Consider the following 5101-nt stretch of genomic DNA (forward strand, 5'->3'; position numbering starts at 1 on the left):
TGCGGGGCATGGAGTTTGCGGGCCGAGCTGCTGTTAGTCTGTGGATTTCAAAGCTTTTTACGGCCTTCGGTCATGGTTGTGCCGGTTCGGGGTTCGGGTCGGCGGGTGTGTTTGTCGGCTGCCGGTTCTTGTGTTCACGACCCCGCCGCACCTCAGGCCTCTTCAACTCCGGCAAGTCAGAGCAAGAGCCAGATCAAGGTCAACAGCAAGAGCCACAAGCAAGATCAAGGTCAAGGGCTGTGATGAAGAGCCGGGCCTCCGGCGGGCCTCGACAACCTCAGGGAAACTAGCGCGGTTCCCTAGGGTGGCCGGGTGAGTCTCAGCGGCGGCGGTCCCTGAGGTGGTGCGGTCCGTTCCCCTCGGTCGCGTCGTCAGCCCGATGGGTACAGCACCGGTGTCCGGGGGTAAAGTCCGCGCGCTTGCGGTCGGGCGGGCAGGCGGCGGTTCTCAGAGCGCGAACTTGACCCCCGGCCACCGGCACTGTAGGCGAAGCCCTGCCGACGCGACCGAGGGGAACGAACCGAAAACCGACCGGAGAAATACAAAACGGGGGGGTGAGGTACCGGCGGCCCGGCGAGTTCGGCTGGGTGAGGGTGCTGGCAGCGCGGCAGTTCCGAAGGTGCACATTCTGGGCTGGCGAGCTCAGCCGCTGGTCTGGGGGCTGGCAGCGCAGCAGTCCCGAAGGTACGCATTCTGGTCTGGCGGGCGCAGCAGTTCCGGGGAGGCGCATTCTGGGTTGGCGGGTGCAGGTGTGGGCGCGGGATCGCCCGGCCGCCAAGATCGCCGCCGCCGGATGACAGATAGACCTGGCCACCAAAGCATGCCGCCTACCGCACCCGGGCATGTTCCCGACCAACCGACCACCGACCCGCCACCAAGACCTCACCGGCAGCCGCACCAGCCAACCGGTGTCCTCGGACCCTGCGTTTTGTATTTCTCCGGCTGGTTTTCGGTTCGTTCCCCTCGGTCGCGTCGGCAGGGCTTCGCCTACAGTGCCGGTGGCCGGGGGTCAAGTTCGCGCTGAACAAAACCGCAGCTCACACACCCAACCGCAGCGCGCGGACTTTACCCCCGGACACCGGTGCTGTACCCCCCGGGCTGACGACGCGACCGAGGGGAACGGACCGCACCACCCCACAAACCGCCGCCGCTGAGACTGACCCAGCCACCCGAGGGAACCGCGCAAGTTTCCCTGAGGTTGCCGAGGCCCGCCGGAGGCCCGGCTCTTCATCACAGCCCTTGACCTTGATCTTGCTTGTGGCTCTTGCTCTTGACCTTGATCTTGCTTGTGGCTCTTGCTGTTGACCTTGATCTGGCTCTTGCTCTGACTTGCTGGAGTTGAAGAGGCCTGAGGTGCGGCGAGGTTGTGAACGCGCGAACCAGCAGCCGACAAACACACCCGCCACCCCGAACCCCGAACCGGCACAACTATGACCGAAGGCCGTAAAAAGCATTTAAAACCCACAAACCAACCGTAACCCGGCCAGCAAACGTTGCCCGATAAGGCACCAGTCACCCGAGCTCGATCAGCGACCAGTCGCCGATGCCGCGGTAGCCGAGGCGTTGGTAGAGGGCGTTGCTGGTGGGATTGGCCAGGTTGGTGAACAGGATCACCTCGTGACCGGCGTCCAGGGCACGCCGGCTGACGGCGGCGGTCACCGCCGCCGCATAGCCTTTTCCCCGCAGTGTGGCGGGGGTGTAGACCGGCGCCACGCGCGCCACGCCGGCGACCGGCGTCGTGTTGCCGGCCAGAGAGACGGGAACGCCGTCGGCCTCCCACAGCAACAGTTCGCCGTTCCTGAGGCGCCGGTCCACGGCGCGCGCGGCGTCGGGCATCGCCTCGCCGACGTCGCCCGCGAAGCCGGTGAACCAGCCGGCGAGCAGTTCGCGGTCGACGTCGCCCACCGGCCGGGCACCGCCGGCCGGCATCGGCCGCGGCGGAACCAGCTCGGTCAGGCGGTACAGGCGTCGGTCGGCAGCCACGGTCGGCTGCCGGCCGGTCGCGGCATGCCAGGCCTCTGCGAACGCCGCGACGGTCTCCGAGGGGCCGTTGAGACCCGGCACCCCGTCGAGGACCCCGCCGAGCACCGCGACCAGCGATTCCATGGCGCCCGCCGGTGCGTCGGTGACGATCACCGGCATCGGAGGCGTCCGCAGGAAAGCGGCCCGAGTCTCCGAGTCGGCGTACCAGCCGAAGTATGGCGGCACGTCGCTATAGGCACCGGCACCGGATGCCCGCAGCGACGCCACCACGGTGAGCAGCACCGTGTTCCGCACCGGATCGGCACGCAGGAAGTCTCCGGCCGCCGCCTCGAACTCGTCCAGATCTGATGTCAGGTGCCAGGTCATGATTCACGGTGGCACACGGCGCTCCCCACCTGCACGCGAGTATCACCGGCGGACACCAGCTGCCGGTGATACTCGCGAGACGCTCGCGACGAACCCGCACCCGCCTACAAGCGCGGGTCCACCGGCTCGGACTCCAGAGCCAGCACCGCGAACACCGCCTCGTGCACCCGCCACAGCGGCTCCCCGGTGACGAACCGCTCCACCGATTCCAGCCCCAGCGCGTACTCGCGGCTCGCCAGCGAGCGCTTGCGGCCCAAGCCCCGGCGGCGCAGCCGCTCCAGGTTCTCCGGCTCCAGGTATTCGGGGCCGTAGATGATGCGCAGGTACTCCGGGCCGCGGCACTTCACGCCGGGCTGCACCGGGCCGCGCGGACCGGCCGTGAAGCCGGGCAGCGGCTTGACCACCATGCCCTCGCCGCCGGTCGCGGTCATCGCCTGCCACCACGCCGTGGCCTGGGCCACCGACGCCTCGTCCGCCAGGTCCACGACGCGCCGTTCGGTCCGGGTGAAGAACTCCGGGTCGGCGGCGACCAGGCGGTCGGCCAGCTCCATGTGCCAGTCGTTGCCCTTGGTCACAGCGTGGTTCGTGCCCTGCGAGGCCAGCACCTGGAACGGCGCCAGGCGCAGCCCCTCCAGACCGTCGACCGGCCAGCAGTAGCGGCCGTAGGCGGCGGTGAACGCGACCGCGTCCGTGAGCCGCCGCTCCTGGCGTGCCGCCAGCTCCCCGACGTCCAGACCCCGAGCCGTGGCCGCGCCCAAAGCGGCCGTGGCCGCCGTCAGCGACGCCCGCGCCGCCGCGCCGACCGCCGCGTACTGGTCGCGCAGCAGCCCCATCGCCTTCGCCGACCACGGCAGCAGCTCGCAGTCCAGCAGCAGCCAGTCCGTGGCCAGCTCCGACCACAGCCCGGCGGCGTCCACGGCCGCGCGCACCCGGGCCAGCACCGCCTCGATCTGCTCCGGGCGGTCGAAGAAGGGCCGGCCGGTGCGGGTGTAGACGGCGCCGGTGGTGCCGTCCTCGACGCCGAACCGGTTGCGCGCGGCGTCGGCGTCGCGGGCGATGACCACCACCGCGCGCGAGCCCATGTGCTTCTCCTCGCACAGCAGCTCCCTGACACCCTCCTCCCGGTACGCCGCGAACGCCTCCGCCGGGTGCTCCAGGAACCCCGGCAGCGCGGACGTTCCGCACGGCGCCATCGTCGGCGGCAGGTACACCAACCAGCGCGGGTCCACCGCGAACCGGCTCATCACCTCCAGCGCGGCGGCCGCGTTCTCCTCCTGCACCGTGACCCGGCCCAGGTGGCGCGCCTCGACGGTCCGGCGGCCCAGTACGTCGTCCAGGTCCAGCACGCCGGGGTCGCGGCGCACGACACCGGAGGCGGCGGCGAACGTGGTGGCCTCCAGCGGCCGCACCGGCTCGTACCAGACCTGCTCGGCCGGCACCGACACCGGTTCGCGTTCCGGGTAACGCAGGGCACTGAGCCTGCCGCCGAACACCGCGCCGGTGTCCAGGCACAGCGTGTTGTTGACCCACTCCAGGTTCAGCACCGGCGTGTGGCCGTAGAGCACCGTCGCCTTGCCCCGGTAGTCGTTGGCCCACGGGTAGCGCACCGGCAGCCCGAACTCGTCGGTCTCGCCGGTCGTCTCCCCGTACATCGCGAACGAGCGGACCCGCCCGGAGGCGCGGCCGTGGAACTCCTCCTTCAGACCGGCGTGCGCCACCACCAGCTTGCCGTCGTCCAGGACGTAGTGGCTGATCAGGCCGTCACAGAAGGCGCGGACCCGCTTGCGGAAGTCCTCCTCCTCGGCTCCGAGCTGGGCCAGCGACTCGGCCAGACCGTGCGCGACCTTCACGTTCCGGCCGTCCAGGGCGCGCACCAGCTTGTTCTCGTGGTTCCCGCTGACGCACAGCGCGTTCCCGGCCTCGACCATGCCCATCGCCAGTCGCAGCACGCCGGGCGTGTCCGGGCCGCGGTCCACCAGGTCGCCGACGAACACCACGGTGCGGCCCTCGGGGTGCACCGCGTCGACCGAGCGGCCCTGCGCGTCGCGGGTCAGGACGTAGCCGAGGGTGGTCAGCAGCGTCTCCAGTTCGGCGCGGCAGCCGTGGACGTCGCCGATGACGTCGAACGGCCCGGTCAGCTCCCGCTTGTCGTTGTAGGCCTTCTCGTAGGCGATGACCGCCGCGTCGACCTCTTCGACGCCCTTGAGGACGTGCACCTTGCGGAAGCCCTCGCGCGCCAGGTTCCGCAGACCGCTGCGCATCTCGCGGCGCTGCCGGGAGACCACCCGGGCCGGGAGGTCGGCGCGATCCGCGCGCTGGGCATTGCGGTCGACGCAGACCCGCTCGGGCAGGTCCAGGACGATCGCGATCGGCAGCACATCGTGCTCGCGCGCCAGCTTCACCAGCGACTCGCGCGCCTTGGCCTGCACGTTCGTGGCGTCGACGACGGTCAGCAGGCCGCGCCGCAGCCGGACCCCGGCGATGTGGTGCAGGAGCGCGAAGGCCTCGGGGGTGGCCGACTGGTCGTTCTCGTCGTCGGCGACGATGCCCCGGCAGGCATCGGAGGAGACGATCGCGGTGGGGCGGAAGTGCTTGTGGGCGAAGGTGGACTTGCCGGAGCCGCTGGTGCCGATCAGGACGACCAGGGAGAGTTCGGGGACGGCCAGCGGCAGGGCCGCGGGGGCGTTCGGAGGCAGCTCGGCGGCGGCGGTCGGGGGCAGCTCGGCGGCGGTCGGAGGCAGCTCGGCGGGGG

General features: G+C 70.6%; 3 protein-coding genes. 1 reads left to right on the top strand and 2 read right to left on the bottom strand.

All coding sequences use genetic code 11. The features are described from left to right. On the top strand, positions 1-243 hold a 243-nt coding region (locus IZR01_RS51845; RefSeq protein ID WP_228561394.1), incomplete at its 5' end, for a hypothetical protein. Between the two features lie 1269 nt (positions 244-1512). Here the strand turns inward: IZR01_RS51845 and IZR01_RS48030 are convergent. Both IZR01_RS48030 and IZR01_RS48035 read right to left on the bottom strand, forming a co-directional pair. Then, the gene (locus IZR01_RS48030) at positions 1513-2349 is read right to left on the bottom strand and encodes a GNAT family N-acetyltransferase (RefSeq protein WP_194927759.1); all 837 of its coding nucleotides are present in this window, start codon (positions 2347-2349) and stop codon (positions 1513-1515) included. A gap of 104 nt (positions 2350-2453) precedes the next feature. Then, positions 2454-5045, bottom strand: coding sequence for a polynucleotide kinase-phosphatase (locus IZR01_RS48035; RefSeq protein WP_369125527.1), 2592 nt, complete (start codon positions 5043-5045; stop codon positions 2454-2456). Positions 5046-5101 lie beyond the last annotated feature (56 nt).

The organism is Catenulispora pinisilvae, assembly GCF_015356865.1.
Classification (GTDB): Bacteria; Actinomycetota; Actinomycetes; order Streptomycetales; family Catenulisporaceae; genus Catenulispora; species Catenulispora pinisilvae.